Genomic DNA, 19414 nt, shown 5'->3' with positions numbered 1-19414 from the left:
GCAGCCACCCTCAGATAAAATATTAGTGCTTAGCTTTCAGATAACGTTTATGTATTCCCGAACCCGAGAACCTTAAGGCTGAAGGACCGGCCGTGGCGCGGTTAGGTTCGCAGGGTTGTCCGCCAACGCTTCCCTGTACCTCTGAATTCGCTCCGCAGTGAAATCCCTTCGCTCTTGGCGGACCAAGGGGCGAACGCCCGCTGCGGGAATATGGTGTTATGTGATGTCTGCCTCATCTTCGAATAACTTTCAAAAATTATAAGTACTTCTTAAAGGCTTTACTCGAATCACCGTCATAACCTAACTTTGTATAGAACTCGTGTGCTTGCTTCCTCGAAGCTCCGCTGGTTAAAAAGACCTTAACACAACCCCTTGAAATACACAGCTCTTCAATATGCTTCATAATGAGCGATCCATAACCTTGACCTTGTCTGTTTCCAGATACAATTACACGTTCTACAACCCCGAAAGGTCGTGACTCTATCAACGCATCTAAACATAGATGCAGATGTGCAGTTGCAACGATCTCTTGGTCTACTTCGCAAATGAACAAGAAACTATTAGGATCTTGTTTAATTACTTCTATTCTATCTTCCAACACTTTTATTTTTGTGTTGTTTGGAAGCAACTCTTTATATAGTCGTTCAATAGCTTCGGCGTCATTGGTTTCAGCTTCACGAATTATCATTCACATTCTCCTCTGTATTTAGTCTGATTTCTCATAACGTTCCCACATCTATGACGCGACCCAGCCTTAGATAGCTCTATCCTGGGTCGTGTGTTGTCTGAATTTACGCCTATGAGCGTGCTTGCTTATGAAAAAACCAAGGGGCGAAGCTTGGTTAAGTGATGTTACTGCCTTATCTTAAATTACATTCTTATAAATGTTTAACAGATATATATTGTTTCTTATGTATTCTAGTTATTTATAGTATTTTAATGGTATTTCATCATGTCTTATATGTTCTAATTTTCTAGTACAATATACGGCTTTAAGGGCGGTCGGCTAATCTCCCAGAAGGGAGGTGATGCCCATGGAGGTCAAAGATGCACTTACCTTAATGTTCATGTTCGGCATGTTCATTCTGACATTGCTCACCTACATGAAAAAGAAATAGACCGCCCTCGCTAAGGTAACGGTCTATTTCTCGACCTAACTCCTGTGGCCGACTGCTCTTTATGCAGTTATTGTGCTTTGGAGTCGTGTTCCAGCACGGCTCCTTACTTATTCTTACCTCAGTATAACTCATTTTATAACGCTTTTATATGTTTTGTTGATTATTTTTTATTTATATAAGGTCTGTAATGCTAAAAACCTTCGATCAAGATTCCAACTCTATTTTTTGCTTTGGTATAAAAACTCAACTTCACCATCTAGCAAATATTGATATTCAAATAATTGCATTGTTCTTTCCCTAATTCTCTCCTTTATAACCCTGCCTAGGCTTACCGATCCTTGTGATCCAAGGTAACCATTATTAATAAATGACTTCTCTACAAATTTTGTTTCCCTTAAGTGATACTGTAACCATTCTTTCTGCGATTCGATTAGTGCTTCTCTTGGTTCTCTATCCAACTTAGAAAGAAGCTTTTTATATATATGATTTAACTCATTATCCCAAATCTCTGTATATTGGCTTTCAAACGCCCCCCATTCTAATGTTGTAATAATCTCTTTGGAATTTTGAAATTCATTAAATTCCACCTCATAATCATGATCTATAGGATTTCGAAGCATTTCATCATAAAATTCTCCTTTCAAATCAAGGTTCCCAATGCTCATGGTTAACATTTCATTGTTAGAAGGATCTGCCCGACCTTCAGTTATTTCTTTCGTTTCTGTTCCATTACCTGTACTCGCTACATCAGGTGGCAGTTCAGATTTCACTATTGATGTTGTTTCGCTGTTCAAGGTAGTCGATTGACTAATATTTTGACAAGATGAAAACACTATCGTAATAAAAAATAATAAGAGTATCTTACCTTTCATAAATGATCTCCTTAACTATTATCTTTAATATTTACGGTAAATGCGCATAACGTTTCTGTATTCACGAAACGACCCCGCCTTAGATAGCTCTTATCTTAGGCTGGGTCGTTTGTTGACTGAGCTTTTTCCATGATTATTCATCTGACAACCCAGGGACGATAGCCCCACAGCTTGAATATGGTGTTATCTGATGGGTATGCCTTTTATGAACTACTAACATTTCTTTTACTTAATTTCTTAAATGCCGAGTAATTCTGATCGGACTTAATAAAATTTAATATCTTTTCCGCACATTCTGTTGGATTCAACTCTTCAGTATTTACTTCAAGGTCATATTCATTAAAGCAATATACTTTGTCGAACTGGGAATTTGCTAGTCCAATCATTCGATCTCCTCTGATTTGCTCTCTTCTTGTGAGTTCTTCTTTCGAGCATATTACACCTACGAATAATGTAGGATAATCAAAAAGTACATCAAGATAATCATTAAACCACTTGTCATTTTCGATTACGGTATCGACGATTACATTCAGACCATATTCTAAAAACAGTTTAATTGTGGCGTAGTACATGGAGATTATAGGATCAAACATTATTTGTCCGATAACTGCATCATCCAATTCTTTTACTGGTTTTAAATCTGGAAATTTGTTATTAATAAGATCATTGAAATTATGAAAAAAATCATCTATGGATAAATGATGAAAAAGAATCTCTTTCTGATTGATCAGTTCCATAGAAATACTAGTCTTTCCTGCACTTGAAGTTCCGTTCAAGAACACAATCTGTCCTTGCTTCAAACGAATCACCCTCACTTATAAGCGTATCTTTCAGATAACGTTCTCGTGCCCACGACTTAGTCGTATGCGTCCAGTTGAAATCGTTTCTCTTGCTAATGTCAATTGCCTCCCCGAATCCTCTTCTTACTCCGGCTGGACCGAGGGGCGAATGCCCCGAAGCGTGAATATTATGTTAGGCGAAGTCATTTTCTTCCATGATTAATCTTGCATACTTATCCCATTCTTTATTATCAGTGTTTATTTCAATTGTTGGTACCATTGATTTGGACGATTGAATTCTGAGTCTATTTTGGGTTTCGATTAATTCTTTGCACGCCGCATCAATATCTTCTCTTGATTTGTTAATCCAGTTATATGGATTTCTGCTCATTATTCTTTCTTCAACAATATCATTAGATATAGTTAACAAGATACATTTAGCTCCTATTTTATTTAAATCGTTCTCAATACTAGTTATTTCTGTATCTTCTGAATCCGAGAATGCGACTCGATGATTTAAATGGAACCTCTCTAATGCAAAAAAGAGTCCTCTAGATTTTCTTTTAAATGGTCCTAAATTAATCGCCCAATCATTTAAATTCTTTAGCATATCAACTCTATCTCTTAATAGTTCAAGATGTTGATCTCTTGATAATCGAACAAACTCCCCATGAACATTATTCAGAATCTGAGAATAATGTTCACCAAGTATAACGATGCTCAACTCGGCTGATTCGTCAATCGCTTGATATTGTTTTATCGCTTTAAGAAGCGATGTTTTACCCGCGTTTGAAAACCCTTCAAGGATAATTCCCCTAATGTTCATATAATGGTTTCCTTCTTTATTATGATTTCGCCTAACGTTATTGTATCCACGAACACGAGAGGCTTAAAGGAGCGTCAGCGCGGGTCTGACGGACTTAGCCTCACAGGGTTGTGGGCTGAATAAACCTCTCTGTTACCCTCATCTTGCGAACCGAGGGCCCGATGGCCCGAAGCGTAGATGCTATGTCAGGCGCTGCTCTCCTAATACATGGTCGTTATAAAGTTTCGATTTAAATTCTCGTTTCATTTTCTTCTCGTTCAATCATTATTATACTAATCTATTTTATAAATCTTTCTGATCTCTAGCCATGTTTCATACCAAAATGAACCGAACTTTAATGGTTTCAATATTTCAATATTCATTTCACTCATCATTAAAAATACTCGGTCATCCTCTACATTCAATTTATGACCAAATTCATACACTATATTAAAACATTCTTTTTTATAGTCTTCTTCACGTTTATCAGACCATTCTGACTTCTGAACAGAGAACCTTTTCATGTTTTTATATTCCTTTTGTTTTATTCAATATTTAGAGGTATTATCATAATTGTTGCTAATGATTTGAGAGTTTCGCCTAACGTTCTTGTATTCACGACGTCCTGGCCCCTTAGAGTCGCTGCTTATAGTTGTGAGGCTTGCCGAACACCTATTGCAGTGACGTCCCGACGGGCTTAGGGGGCTGGATGGGGTCACTCGCTTCTACAGAGTGGCCCCGAGCGTTAATACGGTGTTAGCCGAGGGAAGTTCTGGAAGCAGCCATTGTATTTAAGGCGTTCTCAAAATAGCTATATACTTCATCTGCAATTCCCAGAAACTCTTCAACAAGTACATCACTATCCAAGTAACAAGCATACAGATTCTCAACTAAAGCGGAGTCAATCTCGCAATAGTTTATTATGGCATTCTTCATCTCAATAATGTCATCTTGCCATACACCTGTATCTGTTAAAACCAAAGAGTATAATGCACGAATTAATCTCTTCGAATACCCTTTAATATATCTAGTTTTCATCGAGTGATCGCTAGCAGTAGAGAGTGAACGACGTACACGATCTACTTCTTCCTTGGTCTCTGTATTTAAGTCTAGAATGAACTCTGGAGAAATAATGATCGGTGGTACTTTTTCACCAATGTCATGACCATACATGCAAACACAAATGATCTTAACCCAAAAACCCCACTCATTCGGTTTACTTAATACATCGTCAATCGAGCAAATTATCGTATCAATCTTAGTTACTATTGGATATTCTTCCAAAAGCCTGTCTTTAATATTTGACAATCTTTCGTAATCAATATCTTTGGGATTTACACATACAATAGTAAAGTCTGCATCTGACTTAAAAGGTTTAGCAGTTCCTTTTGGAATCGAGCCACACATATAAATGCTATGAATCTTACCTTTAAATTCGGTAAGTATATGATTTATATACTTATCAATAAAATCCTTATATTCACTTTGTATTGCAATTCTATTTATAACTTTTTCTAATATCATATAGACTCCTCCTAAACTAAGAACTTCTTTCGGCTAACGTTGCTGTGTTCACGACATCCCACCACCTTAAGCGAAAGAAGTGAGTGCCGCACTGCGGTTAGGTGGTGCGGATCCTGACATGTACTTCTATGACTTTTCTTCCGGGACCGAGGCGGCTTGTCCGTCGATGCGTGAACACTATATTTGTTAACTGAGGTTGCTGACTTCTTTGAATCACTTACATGATTCTCTAACCTATCTCTTAAAACTTGATTTCGTGTTCTTCAAATTTATATCCCGTTTTATAGTATTCAATTAGTATGACTCTTTCTTTGTAATTGACTTCATAATAGACTCCTAAAACATATCTACAAACATGTTCTGGTAGAGTTTTACCATCAAAAGACCAAATATCATCATAGCTATCTTTCGTCAAAGCAATTAATCGTGATCTATCATTATCTTTCTCTTCTTGTTTCCTATTTGATTTTTTCATTTCAATTGCAATTAGATTATCTTGATTTATGTTATTCCCTCTACTATGAACAATTAAGTCACAGTTTATCTTTACAACAATATCATTAGGTCCATGAATTGTTTTTACATGAGTTTTAACCTTTCCGTTTCTATTACGATTATATTCTACGTCAACTTTGTACTCTGCAAACTCTGATTTCTTAATCATCTCATGTAAATGAATCATTAGAGCGCCACAAAGTGTCCGCTCAGATACTTTTGAATCTAATAATTCAATATCGCTTTGAAGAAAATTTCTATTTGCCTTCTCAAATATTTTTATTAATCTTCCTGTCATTATTGCCTCCGATGATTTCAGGTTTTTTGTGTTGTTTTCAGCAATTTCAGTTAACGTTTGTGTGTTCCCACCGCCTCACCGACTTAAGCCTGAAGGGCAGCCGCGACGCGGTTAGTGGTGCAGGTGTGTCTGACAGAATCCTCTTCTTCGAAATTCCTCGGGCAGACCAAGGTTCCGTAGGAACCGCAGTGGGAACATGGTGTTATGTGAATTTCCTGACTTCCTGAATATACTTTCAAAATCAATCCTTATTCAATGTGCATTTAAAACGTTCTACTCCAGGATACTTCTCTCCTAAACTTGTAATGTTAAAACCGATCTTTCTGTAAAAGTTCACTGCATTCTTATCGGTTTCGGCTTCCATTCTTCTTATAAGATTCTCTTCAATAAATTCCATTATTAATTTCTTTCCTAATCCTTTTCTTCTATTGTTAGATTTTATTGCTATATGTTTTAGTTCAATTTCATAATCTGTTTGATAAATAATTCCGATAAGTCCGACTAATTCATGATTTTCAATTCTTCCCAGTAATATTCTTGATTTATCATTCTTATATCGTTCATATTCTTGAATTACTCGTTTATTATCTGGATACATACATTCAGCTAGCAAATTTAATATTTCCTTTCGATCTTTATAGTCCATTAGGTTAATCATGGATTTCACCTGATTTCTATGAGTTTAGTTCTTTCAGGAATTTCACATAACGTTGTTGTATTCACGAACCCTTACTTGCTTAAGGGGTGCCAGCCCTGGGTCCGATGGACTTAGCCAGTGCAGGGTTGTCTGCTGATTCCGTTTCTTCGAATAGCCTCTGCAGACCAAAGGCCGTCAGGACCCTAGCGTGAATACGTTGTTATAAGGAGTCGGCACCTCTCTGAAATACCCTCAAATTGCATCATCATTATTAATATCTTCAAACTCTTCCTCGAATTCATCCTCATAAGCAACTGTAGGAAATGGATAATCCGGGTCATCTAATCTAGCAAAATTGGTCCCTATTGCAAGCGCCGTACATGAGATAATAAGATTTTCCTCAATAGTACTTATAGATCTAACAATACAATAAACTGTCTTTACACTCCTCCCAGATAAGTGGCTTCTCGAGCTATCACTATTGCAGTAGAAAGCGTCAATTTCAAATTCGATTTTAATCCCCCTTGCCTTACGGTAAACACTCTTTATCTGTCGATTACCTGTGCTATTTCTAGTTTGCCTTTTAAAACTAAATAATCCTTGTACTAAAACAAAACTTCCAGGGGCAATAATTGAGGAGATATCAGATTTATTCCAAATCTCATTTATATAAATAAAGTGCTGTTTATTAATTATGTTTGTGAATAGTTCCTTCAAGTAATGATATAGATAAGTACCTTCAAAGAAATCTATCCAGTATGTTTTATCATCTATTTTTTTCTCCGACCAACTATTAAGCGGTCTTATTAAACCTAAATTATTAATAAAACCGTATTCTAATGCACTATGGAAATATTTACATGAATCTGGATCGATATTAAGACTATCTACCAGCTCAAATATTCTATTAACGTTAAAAAAGTCATAAAAGGAGTATTCAGTTTTATTTATCTTTTGTACATTCACTATATTTTTTTCTTTTACAGCCTCTAGCCATCTTCGTTTTGCATCAATTATTCGTTCTGCCGTTAAGTTAATGCTAAGATCATGTTTGGTGTGTGCTTCACCGTGGTGAAGTAAACATAAAACAACTAAATTATCGATATTATGAGACCTTGATTGCTCCCACGGAATAATATGGTGGATAATTATAGGTGCATTTCTATCTTTACAAATACAACATACATAGTTTGATTCATATAACAGTTTCCTAAGGGTGCCCTCAGGAATTGGTGGCCTACTCTCGTTATGTATCATTGATATTGACTCGGACGTCATCCCTAGAGATAATAATTCATCTTCACTTAATTGTTTTAGTTTTCCTAATGTATAACCCCGACCAACCAACTGTTTAGCAAGTTGTGAGCTTATTTTTCTCTGCATTAATGCAGTTTCTATTCTTTTCATGTTTTCTCCTCATTTTGCCGATTTCTGATAACGTTTCCGTGTTCACGACGCCTCACTACCTTAAGGTTTCGAAGGAACCGGCCGCGACGCGGTTAGGCAGTGCAGGTGTGTCCGCTGAATCTGCTTCCTTGCGCAGAAATTCCTCTTCGTTATCACTTCTTACTTCTTGCGGACCTAGGGGGCTTGCCCCCCGATGCATGAACATAATGTTAGACGAAGGAATCTTGAGTTGCCCCAGAAAATATCTTTATACAGCTTTTATATAGTTTTTATATAGTCTTTAATTAAGTCTTTATTAGTTTTTATACTGGTTTTATACACTCTACTCGGTTGCCAAATGGATCCCTGAATTCAAATCTTTCATATCCTGGTATAGGTACAGATTTCAGAATTTCAATCCCATTCTCTGTTAGTAGTTTTTCAATAAAGATTATCTTGAATATTAATCATTTAAGAGACTCCTTTTTTATAAACTGCAACAATTTCTGATAACGTTCCTGTATCCACGACGTCCCACCGACTTAAGGCTCCGCCAGGAGCCGGCCGCGATACGGTTAGTCGGTGCGGATGTGTCCGCCTGATTCCACCACCTTGTCAATCTCTTCGGGTGGACCGAGGAGACGTTAGGCTCCGAAGCGTGGATATAATGTTAGGTGAAGTCAACTCTTCAACGATTTACTTACAAACTACTTTTCTGCTTTTGTCACATTCGCTAACTGAGAATAAGTACTTATATCCCTCAAATTCTTTTTCCTCAATGAATTTAATTTTTCGATTTTTAGAGATAGGTGTATAAAAATGATCATAAATGCAATAATCTTTTTTCTCTTTGTTTTAATAGCTGTTCTATTAATAATTTGGTCATAAATAATAAGCCTCTTGAGACATACTAAAAGTGGTAGATGTAGAAGAATACCTACAATATTGAGAAATAACTTTTCCCAAAATGTATACTTTGAAATGTCATCAATGTTTAATATAAACCCTCTTAAAGCCATGAAGAAAATTACTCCTCCGATTATACTTAATATTATATTTAATGGCTTTTTAAGTATCTTTACACTCGGGTCGTTTTCTATGAATACAATAAGTAAAGTTATCAAAACAGTTGCTGGCAGTATAATCAACTCTGCCCACAAAGCTAGAGTGTACTCATTGATAAGAAAAATCGGAATGATACTAAATTTAAAGGATTCTCGTATTAAATTTAATATATCGAAATTATTGATAGTTGTAACTTTCCATATCAATGGACAAAGTGCGAAGCATATCCAGATAATATAGTCTTTAATTAGATCTGTCTCAAGAAGGCCAAATATATAAATAAAAATAAAGATGATCACAACATATGAGAGTGTAAACAAAATTATTAGATGACTAAATAGTTTGAAAAAAGCGATAACTACAGCGCCAATTGAATCTCTAATATCTTTCTTTGGAAGTAACCATAATAAAATAATTCCTCCCCAAATTAATGTTGCTATCTCTCGAGTGCTAAACAAACTATACCTTCTTCCTTGTTTTAGTTGAATTCACCTCACGTTCTCAGTATTCGCGACGTACATTTCCCTTAGATAGCTCTTATCTTAGGGGAATGTATGTATCTGCCTGAATCATTCCTTGAAGATACTTCAGGCAGATCAAGGGCCGAATGGGCCGCAGCGCAAATATGTTGTTAGGTGCTGTCATCGACTTCTTAGAGTTACTTGTGGTTCTCTTGAGATTAATGATGGGTTTTCTGAAATATAATCAAAGATCTTTAAAATATCCGTTCTAATGCTCGAAAAATAATCTTCTAATACATCTTTAGTAATAACGTTTATTACTGTATGAGGCATCCCGATAACAGGATTTCGCCATAGCAGAATACCTTGAGAAACTTCATTTACACTCATTTCATTACTGTCATTTAAATAGGTTTCAAACAACCTGCCGTCAATTACTAATATCGGAAAACTAATGTTCACATATCTCTCATTCCTTATTTGATCAGCCTGTTTGACTATTGCTCTAGTTGCTTTCGAAACTGATATATAAATGAGTTATATGCAACATCGTTACCACTTGTAAAGGCTTGTGTCAGCCCGTAACCAGGACGTTCCGGCAAACTGAATAGATTTAGATCTTGAATTTCTTTCTTATGTGCTAAGTTTCTCAAAATAATATTACCAAACTTTGATCCTGCTCTTTGAGCAACTCTACCAGGCGTAGCTATTCTAGTATTCTTCGAGGTGAATATTATCCATGGTTTATCTTTCGAGACCTTGCACTCAAGTATTAAACTTATTCTAATAAGCTTGTCTCCTACTTCTTTTTGAAGACTTGCAACTATATCAATTTCCCTGTGTTGAGCTGACTCTTCATCAATATAGTATTCAGACTGGCGTACATTAAAATTCAAGTTCTGTAAAACTTCTGCTACACTCATCTCCAATGGATATCCTTGAGAATTTAACCAATCCGTAATCCGATCATTAATATTATTTTCTGACAATACATACACCTCTTTTTCGATGATTTCACCTAACGTTTATTGTATTTACGAAATGACCCAGCCTTAGATAGCTCTTATCTTAGGCTGGGTCGTTTGTTGACTGAGCTTCGTCAATGATTATACATCTGCCAACCAAGGGGCGATAGGCCTGCGGCGTGAATACTTTGTTATGTGATGTTTGGGACATCTTAGAAATGCTAAATATTTGCTAATAATCTATCTATCAGATTAAAATAGGAACACAAGTTCCTTAATTGAAGGGTGAGTGATAAACATGTCTAGAAAAAGAACTGATAGAGAGAACTTTCATGTCATGAGTTCCATCAGGGGAAAAAACACAAAATTAGAGCAAACTATTTCAAAAGCTCTCTGGAGAAAGGGCTTTCGGTATCGTAAAAATGTTAATAACTTATATGGGAAACCTGATATAGCTATAAAAAAGCATAAATTGGTTATCTTCATTGATTCATGCTTTTGGCACGGATGTAGTCTCCACTACAAACAACCAACTAAAAACCCTGAGTACTGGCGTAATAAAATAAATCGAAACATTCAACGAGATCATGAAGTAAGTCAATACTACCTTGAGAAGAACTGGCAATTGATAAGAATTTGGGAACACGACATAAATCACGACTTTGAAAATAAAATCAATTATGTATGTAATTTAATTAGGGCAAGTAAAGAACAATATAATAGCGAATGATTTTTTCTAATCTCCCGAATTTCACATAACGTTACCACATCTATGACAGGACTCGGCCTTAGATAGCTCTTATCTTAGGCCGGGTCCTGTGTTGTCTGAATTTACGCCTTTGAGATTGTTTCTGACAACCAAGGGGCGAATGCCCCGCAGCATAGATGCATTGTTAAGTGATGTTACTGCCTTCTCTGTATTTACATTCTCATATACAATTTAGATGTAAATATTGTTTTCTATGTATTCTAGTTATTTATAGTATTTTAATGATATTTCATCATGTTTTATATGTTATAATTTTCTAGTACAATATACGGCTTTAAGGGCGGTCGGCTAATCTCCCAGAAGGGAGGTGATGCCCATGGAGGTCAAAGATGCACTTTCCTTAATGTTCATGTTCGGTATGTTCATTTTGGCATTGCTCACCTACATGAAAAAGAAATAGACCGCCCTGGCTAGGATAACGGTCTATTTCCGACCCATCTTACGTGGCCGACTGCTCTTTATGCAGTTGTTGTACTTTGGAGTCGTGTTCGCGCACGGCTCCTTACTTATTCTTACCTCAGTATAACTCATTTTATAACGCTTTTATAGGTTTTTTTATTTATATAAGGTCTGTAATGTTGTATGCAGTAATTTCACTTAACGTTCTTGTATTCACGACCTCCCTCCACCTTAAGCCCCGACGGCGGCCGCGACGCGGTTAGGTGGGGGGATGTGTCCGGCTGCTTCCGCTTCCTCGCTACTGAGAATACATCCCGAATTTTCTTCTAACTTCTGCCGGACCGAGGGCCGAATGGCCCAAAGCGTGAATATGGTGTTATAGGATGTCAGCACCTTCTTCGAGTTACTCCAAAAAATCAATTATTCTGTTTCTATATTCTTCCCAATTGTAATCTACATTTTTTATTATTAACTTTGGAATGTCCCATTCCTGAACAATATTAAAGACAAAATCTTGATTTCTTGTCCAAAACTTCCCTGCCTCAATAAAATCATTCTCTGAGTAAAGTCCACATCGATCTTGAGTAAATTCTGGTCCTCGTATATTACAAATCCATCTCCAATTTTGTTCTACATTAACTTGATAATAAAAGATGAGGACAGGATCTAGTCGGCTTAAAATAGCTTGTATTTTCTTTGTCAGATCCAGTATTCTTTGTTTATCCATTTGCATATTGAAGGCAAAACCAATAGTATCCTGAAATACATAACTCTCAATAATCGTGATTTCATCTCTATCTAATCTTTCATTAACAAAATCATTAAAAAGCTGCTCAACTTTTGCTGTAAACCATTCTGCTTCTTCGAAAATATTAAAAGAAGTAAATTGCTTGTCGTATATTCGTAATGGATGGTTATCATCTAGCTCGTGATAAAACCTATTCGAGATATTTAACTCATTTAGTCTTTCACTTATAAAGCTTCCGGTCGTTGACTTGCCTGACCCAGGCATTCCGTCAATTACTATCAGTCTTGTCTTCATTGATATTCCTCATCTCTGTGTTTATATTATGATTTAGCGCCGATTCCCTATAATGTCTCCGTATTCACGAAACGACCCAGCCTTAGATAGCTCTTATCTTAAGCTGGGTCGTTTGTTGTCTGAGCTTCTTCCATGATTATACATCTGACAACCAAGGGGCGATAGCCTCGCAGCGTGAATATGATGTTATGTGATGTTCAGGACAGCTTCGAGTAATCTAGAAAAATATAATTTCAACTATAAATAAACAAAACCAAGATTTCTCTTGGTTTTGTTATGAAAAGAATTTTTTCGCATCATTATACGTCATATTAGAATATTTAATTATTTCTGAATTATTGGCATCAAAAACAATACCATTTTGTTTAAAAATATTTATTAGTGTTCTTTCTCTAGAGCCTTGATCTTTAGACCAGATATTATCTAGCTTTTGATAGAAATTATCACTGAGATATGCAGATAGAACATCTTTATAAAATGTTTCTTTATCTAACTTTCTTAATAATTGTTGATCTATCTTCTCAACAAGCTTAATTGCAGCTCTAATGAAAGCAGTGATCTCTTTAAATTTCGGTACTTCATTAATATTAAAATTCTCTAAAGTTCGAGTAATATCTAATCCTTGATAATTATCAATAAAATACTGACTATTTTGTATCAAATTATTTTTTAAGTCATCGCTTATAGGTGTTCTTGCCAAAAAATGTACAAGTCTATTTCTCCAGGTAATGACTAAATCTAATAGATAAACCTCTGGGTCGGTTAAGTGTAAAGTATTCACGAAAACATAAAGCTTTTTATAGACACTCTTATCTGCACTGGAATATTGCGAAATAAATGTTTCATCTTGCAATAAATTAGGCTTCCGATTGCATAAAGCAAAATACGTATCTATACAATCTACAATCCACGTCATTGTGGCTTTAATAGCAAAATGTCTACTTCTAATGACTGTGGAGTCTAAATCCTTGGGATCCCAAGTTGTATGAAAATCTTCATTTTTAGTAACTGACTTGTTTTTTACACCATCAAGTCCAATCAATATAGTTATTAAATAATGATTATTTTGTCCAATCAACTCTTTGAATTTTGAGAATGCCTTACTTTTTTTTTGACTCAAATTAAGATCGCTCCATAAAAATAGTATGCATCCGACACGAATCGAACGTGTATCTCCCACTTTGAGGGTACTAAAACAGCACAATAAAGGTGGGTGTCTTACCAGTATAGACCACAGATGCAGGTTAACTATTATTAGAATAATATAATATTATTTTAATGTCTATCATTATGTCTTTTTCCGAATTTCTCATAACGTTTTGGATCCATAAATCCGAGATGCTTAAGGCGCGAATGCGCCGGGTGGCTTCGCCACTTAGCCTTGCAGGGTTGTCCGGCTGATTCCACCTCCCCGATTTATCTTCTACCGGACCAAGGGCTAACGCCCGCGCATGAATCTTATGTTATAAAAAGTTAATGCCTTCATCGAAAATGCCAACAATTTGAATTATTTAAATCTTTGTTTCCATTCATAGTCTTTATTCATACTCAATACTTCAAGTGAATCTCTTAACCAATCTTTCTGATCTTGGTTTAAAAATGGTAAACAGGCTTTAAAATCGCGATCGTGTTTACTTCCATCAGCATTTTCTAAATAAGTCGATTTATATAAAAGAACCAATTCAGGGGACAGTGTCTGTACCCCATTGTAGTCTTATATTGATTTGTTTAATTCTCTCTTAATCTTATCATTTTGTGAGTAATATAAATATTTATCATCTCTTTGATTAAATAGAAACTCGACATATGTAAATAATTATTGTTCAGATTCTTCAAGATAAAATTTATACTTGTTACAATCAAAAGGTATCAAAGTTACGCGGTTCTCATCACTATTAAAACAGAAGAGATTTCTAGTATTCGGTGAGTAATCATTAAACACTTCTAGAACTTGTCCGCCACCACAGACTTCAAATACCCTTTATGAAGCATAAAATCAATTATCTCCTTCTTATCTTCCCAGAATACAGAAATATCTAAATCATAATGTGCTCTTGTATCTCTTTAAAGAAATAAGTCAATTGCATTACCACCACAAATTGACCAATTAAAATCTGATTTGTGGAAAAAAGAAACAGCTTGTTTAACAATCTGATTCATAAATTGAACTCCTATATTTGCATTGATTTCCTATAACGTTACCGTATCCACGACGTCCCACCGACTTAAGGCTCTGCTAGAAGCCGGCCGCGATGCGGTTAGTAGGTGCGGATGTGTCCGCCTGAAATCTGCTCACCTGCCAATTCCCGTCAGGCGGACCGAAGGAGCCGTACGGCTCCGAAGCGTGGAAATGATGTTATAGGATGTTCGGGCCTTCCTCGAGTCACTTAAAATGTTCACTTTCGTTCCTTTTTAATATTTCATACGCAATATTTAGGATAGTCTTATCACGCAGAATCATGAACTTTGTTTAATAATCATTACAGTTTATCAATGACTCATTCATCAATTCCATTGCCCTATCTAAAGTCATCCAATTAACCACCATTCCAAGTTGCTTTTCGCTTTCGCTAAGTTTTACAGCGCTGACTCTTCTCCTTGCATATGCTATCCAACAATAGGATAATTGCATAAAATCATTTTTCTTCTTATGTTCTTCAATATATCCCAGTTCATGGAATACTTTAGCTTCATATCCAGTCTCTTCTCTAATCTCTCTTAAAATGATTGATCTATTGTTTCTTTTTCTTCGATTCCTCCACCTGGCAATCTGTATAGATTAATTTCTGACATATACATCATAGCTGCATTCATCTCTTCATCAATTAGGACAGCTCTTGAAGCATATCGTGATACCGACTCAATCAATTCATGAGTTCCACCGAAAATATCACTATCAGTAATTCTTCTAATTAATTTCATCAGATCAATCCTTTTATTCGATGTCTCTATTCTAGCATTACAAAGATCACCAGTTGCCTGGCTCAGTTTGTTTATATATGTTTTGCCCGAATTTCCTATAACGTTTCCGTGTTCACGACGTCCGACGTAGTCGGATGTGTCCGGCTGCTACTGCCTCCCCGAAATTCCTCTGCCGGACCGAGGGCATATGCCCGATGCGTGAATATTATGTTATACGACGGAACGTGCTACCTGAATAATCATCCATAATGAATCAATTCATTTATGTCGTGTCCAAGTCTTGAAGGGTGTCTAGGATGGCCAGACTTAGCCTTCTTTAAGCAAAATAGATCAATTCCTTCACACCTCAATAATTACATTACTTGTTTGTCTCTTTTGTTAAAAAAGTGTTTTTCGCCCCATGCTATGACCACTCTATCGGCTCTTAGTGCTGCTTCTATAATATATTTGTCAGTTTCAAGCCCTACAGGCTCTATTAATGATTCTTTTAGCCTTTTTGGATCAGTTGAAATCAAACTATAGAGATTGACTACTTCAAGTGATCCATATTGAAATTTGTTTGCAAAATATAGACATTGTCTTGAAGTCTGATCTTCTGAGATTTCACTTGCTGGGTTTAACATTATGTATAATAGCTTGGGTAGTGTGATATTGTGATATCCCATTCTCTAGTCAATAAGTATCTATAATTTCTTTCTGGATCAAACACAGCGCCTTGCTTCATTGAATTCACCTTCCTTTGAGTTTTTGAAAATATGATTTAAGTTCTGTCGTATAACGTTTCTGTATCTACGAACCCGAAAGGCTTAAATGAGCGCAGCGACTGGGTGGCTCCGCCACTTAGCCTTGCAGGGTTGTCTGCCTGAATCCGCTTCTCCGAAATCCCTCGGGCTGACCAAGGAGCGAAAGCAACGAAGCGTAGATACAATGTTATACGAAGGACTTTCATCATTGAATTTACTTAAAAAAAATGTCTTTTATATATCCTCCAATAAATCCAGCAACGATAGCTGTAAGTGCTATTTTCGAAAGATCCCACCAAAAACTAATTGTTTTTTGCTTTTTCTCTCTTAGTAAACGTTCAATCTGGAGATTCATAATCCTCTTTGATTCTTTTTTAAAATGTTCTAATTTCAAGGAAGTTGGTTCATAGCTTGTAAGTTTCGTCGCTTCATCGAATAACAATATACTTTGATTTTCAATTATTATATTTATTTGATTTTTTAGTACTATGATTTCTGCCTTTTTAAGCAGTTTTAACTTACTAAATTCCTCAATATTACTAATAATCTGATTGTTTAGTTCTATGAATCCAGAAGTAATAATATCATCGCTTGCAAATGCTGCTGTCAGCATATTCCTTCTTTTTAATTCACTAATTGTTTTCCCTATAGCATCTCTGATTTTATATTCAATAATTATTTCTAAATCTTCGATTAATTTAGTAAACTTCATCGACTTCTCCCATACTTATATTTATTCAAAAGTCTTTCGGATAACGATAACGTTCTTGTATTCACGAATTCTCACTGGTTAAGGCGCGTTAGCGCCGGGTCCGACGTACTTAGCCAGTGCAGGGTTGTCTGCCTGATTCCACTTCCTCGAAATGCCTCGGGCAGACCAAGGGCCGTAAGGCCCGCAGCGTGAATATGGTGTTATGTGATGTACGGAACTTCTTCGAATTTACTTACAATTGGTCTATTATAGGTCTTGTATATGTATCAAATTTTTCTTCATCTTCTATCTTAATCCAAGCTATCTCTATAATATCGTCATTATCTTTATTTGATTTATCTAATCCTAGTGCTCCTCCAATAATCTCGGCTTTAAATGTGTATTTGTCATTATTGTAGTTTAGTAGTTTTATGATCTCTACTTCAAATCCGGTTTCTTCTTTTACTTCTCTTATACAAGCCTCTTCAGGTGTTTCCCCTTCCTCTATTCCACCACCTGGATAGTTCCAAACAATATCCCCACGTTGAACATATTGTCTTACCATAAGCACTTCATTATTTCTAGTTATTAAAGCTTGGGATATCATTCGAAAAACAGCTCCAATCCAGTTATGTGAATTTTCTTTCTTAATGATTTGAATTTAGCTTAATTTTATATGGTTTTATAGTATTTTTATCGTTGTTTCCGAATTTCCCATAACGTTCCTGTATTCATGACGTCCGACGAAGTCGGATGTGTCTGCTGAAATGCCTCTGAGTAATTCATCCAGCAGACCAAGGCCCCAACGGAGTCGCAGCTTGAATATTATGTTATAGGAAGTGATCCTCTCCCTGAAATTACTAGTTGTTATTTACTCTCTTCAACAGAGCACGATATTTTTCTACAAATTCATTAATGGTCCTTATTAATGGGATCAAATCGTCATTAACAGTCAATAATAAATATTGTCCTGGATTCCTTTCACCATTTTTATGAACTATTAGATTCCTGATTCTTTGAAAGCGTTTAATGTTTCTGTACCAATTGTTCGCGTTTATATTGTTAGACTTGAAAGTATCATTTACAATTGCCAGTAAATCATTGAGGGTTTCCTCTTTATTTAAAACCTTTTTTAGGTAATCTTCAAAAATCACAATGATATAAGTGAACAACGAGTATATATGTATTCTTGTCTCAGCATAAGCATTTTCGCTGGATAACTTAATTAATTCATTAGCTTTACTCAGCTCATTTTGTAGATCTGTAACAAATAAAGGGTTGGAGTTCATTTCTATAGTTATCTCAATTTCTTTCTGATCTGAATAACCGTAATTACTTTGCTCTTGAGGATTAATCTTGTTTAACGCTTTTGAAATCAAATCCTTAAAAGGTAATACATTATTAATGCTTTCAAAAGTGGAATCAAAGGCTTCATCTAAGTCTCCCTTAATGCTTTCTTTGAATCTTCCCATATATCTCTCAACTGATTCTAAATTTCTGTTTAAATTTTCGGTATGAATTTCAAACGAGTTGTTCATATACTCTCCTCAAGAACTTTTAATTTTCTGATCATTTCCTATAACGTTGCTGTATTCACGACGTCCAACCGACTTAAGGCGACGAAGTCGCCAGCTGCGCTTGCGCAGTTAGTCGATGCGGATGTGTCCGGCTGAATAAGCTACCCTGTAGCTGCCAATTGCATCTCTGAATCAACATCGGACTTCTGCCGGACCGAGGGCCGAATGGCCCGAAGCGTGAATATGGTGTTACGCGATGCCGCCCTGTTGATACTATCTACTCTTCTAATTCTTTGTACTGAACTCTTGAATATATTTCTTTCGTTCTGCCCAAAATCTCTCTGTATAATTATTATTTGTAAATTCACTTATTACTTTTCTCCAAAAAGATATTGCTGGTGTATTGTTTTCCATTTGTGCAATTTTCCAATTGGCATTGAATAATTCAAATGCCTTTCTAGCAGCCGAATAGCCAATTCCATTCCTTCTGTACTTTTGTAAAATCATGAAATCGTAGATTACGTGTGTCGGATCTGGATCGATATCTAAATTCTCAAACAATACAACTAAGAATCCTACTATTGTTCCTGACATCTCAATGAAATAGGGATTCCATCGGTTGTCGCCTTCCCAAAAATAATCAATGTTTACTTCAAATCTTCCATTTTTATTAATTTCTCGATTAGTATATAGACTAAAATCATACTCATAAAATTGATACAAATTAGATAATGTATTCTTCTCTTTATAAGTAACTGGGTTGAGTTTGATTCCCATAAGGTCTCCCCTAATAATCCTTTTTGTTTTGCTTCTGGCGGTTTCGTCTAACGTTCCCGTATTCACGACGTCCCACCGACTTAAGGCCCCCCAGGGTCTGCGGCCGCGATGCGGTTAGTCGGTGCGGATGTGTCCGCTGAATCTACTCC

Annotated in this window: 24 protein-coding genes, 1 tRNA gene and 1 pseudogene; 3 read left to right on the top strand and 23 right to left on the bottom strand. The window is 36.0% G+C overall.

What is annotated here, in order from left to right:
• Positions 1-256: 256 nt before the first annotated feature.
• Positions 257-688 (bottom strand): GNAT family N-acetyltransferase, encoded by a 432-nt coding sequence (locus M1D70_RS12985; protein ID WP_456290043.1) that lies wholly within the window; start codon positions 686-688, stop codon positions 257-259.
• A gap of 346 nt (positions 689-1034) precedes the next feature.
• Here M1D70_RS12985 and M1D70_RS12980 point away from each other — a divergent pair, with 346 nt between their 5' ends.
• Positions 1035-1118 (top strand): putative holin-like toxin, encoded by an 84-nt coding sequence (locus M1D70_RS12980; RefSeq protein ID WP_456290425.1) that lies wholly within the window; start codon positions 1035-1037, stop codon positions 1116-1118.
• A gap of 218 nt (positions 1119-1336) precedes the next feature.
• Here the strand turns inward: M1D70_RS12980 and M1D70_RS12975 are convergent, their stop codons facing one another.
• From M1D70_RS12975 to M1D70_RS12920, 12 genes and pseudogenes are all read right to left on the bottom strand, one after another.
• A complete protein-coding gene (locus M1D70_RS12975) occupies positions 1337-1990 on the bottom strand; it encodes a lysozyme inhibitor LprI family protein (RefSeq protein ID WP_456290042.1) in 654 nt (217 codons plus the stop codon).
• Between the two features lie 203 nt (positions 1991-2193).
• Complete coding sequence (locus M1D70_RS12970; protein WP_456290424.1) at positions 2194-2790, bottom strand: chloramphenicol phosphotransferase CPT family protein; 597 nt, start codon at positions 2788-2790, stop codon at positions 2194-2196.
• A 172-nt stretch (positions 2791-2962) separates the two neighbouring features.
• Positions 2963-3595: a hypothetical protein gene (locus M1D70_RS12965; RefSeq protein WP_456290041.1), complete on the bottom strand. Its 633-nt coding sequence runs from the start codon at positions 3593-3595 to the stop codon at positions 2963-2965.
• Between the two features lie 272 nt (positions 3596-3867).
• Complete coding sequence (locus M1D70_RS12960; RefSeq protein WP_015734815.1) at positions 3868-4098, bottom strand: hypothetical protein; 231 nt, start codon at positions 4096-4098, stop codon at positions 3868-3870.
• A 232-nt stretch (positions 4099-4330) separates the two neighbouring features.
• Positions 4331-5098, bottom strand: coding sequence for a nucleotidyltransferase domain-containing protein (locus tag M1D70_RS12955; protein WP_456290040.1), 768 nt, complete (start codon positions 5096-5098; stop codon positions 4331-4333).
• A gap of 241 nt (positions 5099-5339) precedes the next feature.
• On the bottom strand, positions 5340-5891 hold the full coding sequence (locus M1D70_RS12950) for a hypothetical protein (RefSeq protein ID WP_456290039.1): 552 nt from the start codon (positions 5889-5891) through the stop codon (positions 5340-5342).
• A 241-nt stretch (positions 5892-6132) separates the two neighbouring features.
• Positions 6133-6537, bottom strand: a complete 405-nt coding sequence (locus tag M1D70_RS12945) for a GNAT family N-acetyltransferase (protein WP_456290038.1) — start codon at positions 6535-6537, stop codon at positions 6133-6135.
• Between the two features lie 243 nt (positions 6538-6780).
• Positions 6781-7935 (bottom strand): HNH endonuclease, encoded by a 1155-nt coding sequence (locus M1D70_RS12940; RefSeq protein ID WP_456290037.1) that lies wholly within the window; start codon positions 7933-7935, stop codon positions 6781-6783.
• A 302-nt stretch (positions 7936-8237) separates the two neighbouring features.
• Positions 8238-8351 (bottom strand): annotated as a pseudogene (locus M1D70_RS12935) (glyoxalase); the annotation flags it as partial.
• Between the two features lie 270 nt (positions 8352-8621).
• On the bottom strand, positions 8622-9437 hold the full coding sequence (locus tag M1D70_RS12930) for a hypothetical protein (RefSeq protein WP_456290036.1): 816 nt from the start codon (positions 9435-9437) through the stop codon (positions 8622-8624).
• Positions 9438-9620: 183 nt separating this feature from the next.
• Positions 9621-9902 (bottom strand): hypothetical protein, encoded by a 282-nt coding sequence (locus tag M1D70_RS12925; RefSeq protein ID WP_456290035.1) that lies wholly within the window; start codon positions 9900-9902, stop codon positions 9621-9623.
• Between the two features lie 35 nt (positions 9903-9937).
• Positions 9938-10429 (bottom strand): hypothetical protein, encoded by a 492-nt coding sequence (locus M1D70_RS12920; RefSeq protein ID WP_456290034.1) that lies wholly within the window; start codon positions 10427-10429, stop codon positions 9938-9940.
• A 274-nt stretch (positions 10430-10703) separates the two neighbouring features.
• Here M1D70_RS12920 and M1D70_RS12915 point away from each other — a divergent pair, with 274 nt between their 5' ends.
• Positions 10704-11135 carry a very short patch repair endonuclease gene (locus tag M1D70_RS12915; protein WP_456290033.1) on the top strand — a complete coding sequence of 144 codons (432 nt, stop codon included), beginning with the start codon at positions 10704-10706 and terminating at the stop codon, positions 11133-11135.
• A 355-nt stretch (positions 11136-11490) separates the two neighbouring features.
• Complete coding sequence (locus tag M1D70_RS12910; RefSeq protein ID WP_220687457.1) at positions 11491-11574, top strand: putative holin-like toxin; 84 nt, start codon at positions 11491-11493, stop codon at positions 11572-11574.
• Positions 11575-11976: 402 nt separating this feature from the next.
• Here M1D70_RS12910 and M1D70_RS12905 read toward each other — a convergent pair whose 3' ends face one another.
• The 10 genes from M1D70_RS12905 to M1D70_RS12860 form a co-directional block, all read right to left on the bottom strand.
• Positions 11977-12615, bottom strand: coding sequence for a hypothetical protein (locus tag M1D70_RS12905; RefSeq protein ID WP_456290032.1), 639 nt, complete (start codon positions 12613-12615; stop codon positions 11977-11979).
• A gap of 274 nt (positions 12616-12889) precedes the next feature.
• Complete coding sequence (locus M1D70_RS12900; RefSeq protein WP_456290031.1) at positions 12890-13735, bottom strand: hypothetical protein; 846 nt, start codon at positions 13733-13735, stop codon at positions 12890-12892.
• Between the two features lie 26 nt (positions 13736-13761).
• Positions 13762-13856: transfer RNA gene (locus M1D70_RS12895), tRNA-OTHER, on the bottom strand.
• Between the two features lie 1229 nt (positions 13857-15085).
• Positions 15086-15277 (bottom strand): hypothetical protein, encoded by a 192-nt coding sequence (locus M1D70_RS12890; RefSeq protein WP_456290423.1) that lies wholly within the window; start codon positions 15275-15277, stop codon positions 15086-15088.
• Positions 15278-15333: 56 nt separating this feature from the next.
• Entirely contained in the window at positions 15334-15537 is a 204-nt protein-coding gene (locus M1D70_RS12885; protein WP_456290030.1) for a hypothetical protein, read from the bottom strand.
• Between the two features lie 353 nt (positions 15538-15890).
• Positions 15891-16202 carry a DUF1643 domain-containing protein gene (locus M1D70_RS12880; protein WP_456290029.1) on the bottom strand — a complete coding sequence of 104 codons (312 nt, stop codon included), beginning with the start codon at positions 16200-16202 and terminating at the stop codon, positions 15891-15893.
• Between the two features lie 292 nt (positions 16203-16494).
• The gene (locus M1D70_RS12875) at positions 16495-16992 is read right to left on the bottom strand and encodes a hypothetical protein (protein WP_456290028.1); all 498 of its coding nucleotides are present in this window, start codon (positions 16990-16992) and stop codon (positions 16495-16497) included.
• Positions 16993-17224: 232 nt separating this feature from the next.
• Positions 17225-17578 carry an NUDIX hydrolase gene (locus tag M1D70_RS12870; RefSeq protein ID WP_456290027.1) on the bottom strand — a complete coding sequence of 118 codons (354 nt, stop codon included), beginning with the start codon at positions 17576-17578 and terminating at the stop codon, positions 17225-17227.
• A gap of 253 nt (positions 17579-17831) precedes the next feature.
• Positions 17832-18509, bottom strand: coding sequence for a hypothetical protein (locus M1D70_RS12865; RefSeq protein ID WP_456290026.1), 678 nt, complete (start codon positions 18507-18509; stop codon positions 17832-17834).
• 264 nt (positions 18510-18773) lie between these two features.
• Positions 18774-19331: a GNAT family N-acetyltransferase gene (locus tag M1D70_RS12860; protein WP_456290025.1), complete on the bottom strand. Its 558-nt coding sequence runs from the start codon at positions 19329-19331 to the stop codon at positions 18774-18776.
• Positions 19332-19414 lie beyond the last annotated feature (83 nt).

It is taken from the genome of Paenibacillus sp. AK002, assembly GCF_053903045.1.
The sequence above is the reverse complement of the archived record's forward strand: the minus strand, read 5'-3'. Positions and strand labels throughout refer to the sequence as shown.